This is a genomic window from Bradyrhizobium nivariense, from assembly GCF_029846695.2.
Lineage (GTDB): Bacteria > Pseudomonadota > Alphaproteobacteria > Rhizobiales > Xanthobacteraceae > Bradyrhizobium.
Genome location: NZ_JARWCR020000167.1, coordinates 1 through 2,474, shown reverse-complemented (window position 1 = coordinate 2,474; position 2,474 = coordinate 1). Strand labels below are relative to the sequence as shown.

The 2,474-nt window shown below is 60.6% G+C and carries 1 protein-coding gene and 2 pseudogenes; all 3 read left to right on the top strand.

The genetic code is table 11. The features are described 5' to 3' along the window. Positions 1-696: 696 nt before the first annotated feature. Positions 697-1,041: pseudogene (gene tnpA, locus QCM77_RS45680) on the top strand (IS66-like element accessory protein TnpA); the annotation flags it as partial. Beyond that, a complete protein-coding gene (gene tnpB, locus QCM77_RS45675) occupies positions 1,035-1,388 on the top strand; it encodes an IS66 family insertion sequence element accessory protein TnpB (RefSeq protein WP_280097109.1) in 354 nt (117 codons plus the stop codon). The pseudogene tnpA and the gene tnpB, both read left to right, overlap by 7 nt. 51 nt (positions 1,389-1,439) lie before the next feature. Beyond that, a pseudogene (tnpC, locus tag QCM77_RS45670) lies at positions 1,440-2,348 on the top strand (IS66 family transposase); the annotation flags it as partial. Between the last annotated feature and the right edge of the window lie 126 nt (positions 2,349-2,474).

Sequence of the window (2,474 nt, the reverse complement as noted above, 5' to 3'; positions counted from 1 at the left end):
CTGGCGTGATCCAGAACCATCCGAACCGCTCGGGCCCGGACCTCGGGTGAAAACTTGTTCGTCGTCTTGCTTTTCATAGCTCCATCCTCTCAGGAGTTGGAGCCTCCGGCAAACCCGGAGCGGTTCAACGAGGAGGTTATTTCCAGCACACTTAAACCCGTCAGCCGTGTTCGCCTCCGCACCTGATCACGATCACCGGAATCGGTGATCACCATCGCCTGGAACACCTGATCACCATCCCTGGAATGCGCACTTAGGGCCGAGGAGTTAGAGAGACGTTAGAACGAGCGACCCGTCGCCGTGCGAAGTCTTGAGACCGAGATCAATCAGCTCGACGTCGGGACTGAGCTGCTTCTCACCAGTGTGGATCGGGAACGGCTCATGGCACTTGGACGCGAGCTGCTAATGGCCTGGGATACTCCCGGAGCCACGCACGAGATGCGCAAAAGGAATCATAACTGATTAGTAAGCGCTGCTCCTTGGCCAGGTCTTTGAAGCCTTGCTTTTTGTAGTCCCAAGGCAGCAGCTGATCGTAAGCGTAGCGTCGCGGCCCTTTAGATTGTCTGTGCGCGATGTTGGGAGCACCGCTAGAAGAATCATCTTCTGCAAGGGTGCTCACAATGGACGACCATTCGGACGACATAAGACGACCATTGACACAGCGTATCGAAGTGTACGCCGGCTGGCCGCAAGCAGAGGACGGATGATTTGAAGGCCCGGATTGTCGCGGAAAGCCTTGAGCCGGGCGCGGTTGTAACAGATATCGCACGCCGGCATGGCTGCCGGCCACAGCAGGTGCATGACTGGCGGCGCCGGGCGCGTTCAGGTCAACTGGTGCTGCCAGCTGCGGCGGGTGCACTTTCGTTCGTGCCGTTGGTGTCGGAATCGTCACCATCGGCGGCTGCCGCGCCCTCCGGATCGCCGGAAGCTGCCGCTGTTACGGTTGAGTTCCTGGGGGCCCGGGTTGAGGTGCGTGGAACGCCTGGACTTGCCGTACTGAGTGATGTGTTTGTTGCGTTGCGCCGGACACGTTCATGCTGACGGCTCCCGCTGGCCTCATGATTTACGTTGCGATCCGACCTGTAGACTTCAGGAAGGGCGCGGATGGCCTGGCGCTGTTGGCGAAGGAGACGCTCGGCCACGATCCGATGAAGGGCGTGGCGGTGGTCTTCCGTGCGAAGCGCGCTGATCGGGTGAAGATCGTTGTCTGGGATGGTAGTGGTCTTGTGCTGTATTGGAGGCGGCTTGAGGGCAGCACCTTCAAGTGGCCGCCGGTCGTTGACGGCGTCATGCGAATGAACGCCGCGCAGTTATCGGCGCTTCTGGCCGGCATGGATTGGACACGCATGCATGCGCCTCCGATCCCGCAGCCGAAAGCGCTTGTGTAGGAGATAAAATCTTCGCTGCATCGGGGCGCGAAGCATGGCAGACTCGGGCCAATGAGTGATTTGCCTGATCAACTGCCGAGCGACCCAGCCGAGTTGCGTGCCTTTGCCGCGGCTCTGCTGGAGCGCTGCGCCAGACTCGAGCGGTTGCTCAAGCTTGCAAGAGATGCGCAGTTCGGTCGATCGTCGGAAAAGCTTGACGCTGATCAGCTCCAGCTTGTTCTGGAGGATATCGATCAGGCTGTCGCGGCTCTCGAAGCAGCCGAGGACCGCGCCAATCCCAAAACACGCGAGAAGAGAGCTTCCGAGCGCAGGACCAATCATGGCAAGCTGCCGGAGCATTTTCCACGCATCGTCGAAACGCTGATGCCGGCTGCAACCTGCTGTCCCTCCTGCAAAGGCGATCTCGTTGAGATTGGCCGCGATGAGAGCCAGAGGCTGGACGTCGTACCGGCGCAGTATCGCGTCATCGTCACCCGCCGGCCCAAACTGGCCTGTCCCGCCTGCCAGGGCGTCGTTCTCCAGCACGCTGCTCCCGAGCGACTGATCAGGGGTGGACTGCCCACCGAGCGGCTCGTCGTGCATGTGATCGACGCCAAGTATCATTGGCATTTGCCGCTCTATCATCAGGCGCAGATGCTGGCGACATACGGAATTGCCATTGATCGTTCCGCGCTCGCCTTCTGGGTCGGCTATGCCGCCCAGGAACTGAAGCCGTTGTGGCATCGTCTGCGCGAGCTGCTGCTCGTGTCCCCGAAGCTTTGTGTGGATGAGACTCCGGCGCCGGTGCTGGATCCGGGGCGCGGCAGGACCAAAACCGGCTACTTCTGGGCGCTCTCCCGCGATGACAGGCCCCGGGCCGCTCCTGATCCGCCTGGGGTGATCTATGCCTATGCACCGGGCCGCGGTGCCGTTCATGGTTTGAGACTGCTTGAGGGCTATCGCGGCATCATCCACTGCGACGAGCTATGCGGGAAAGTGGGTGATGACGGAATGAGATAGGCGGCGTATCGAGGCGGGTGTCGAGCCTGCCAGAACCTCTCAAGGAGAGCGATACGCCATGAACGAGACTAGCAATATTGTTGCCCT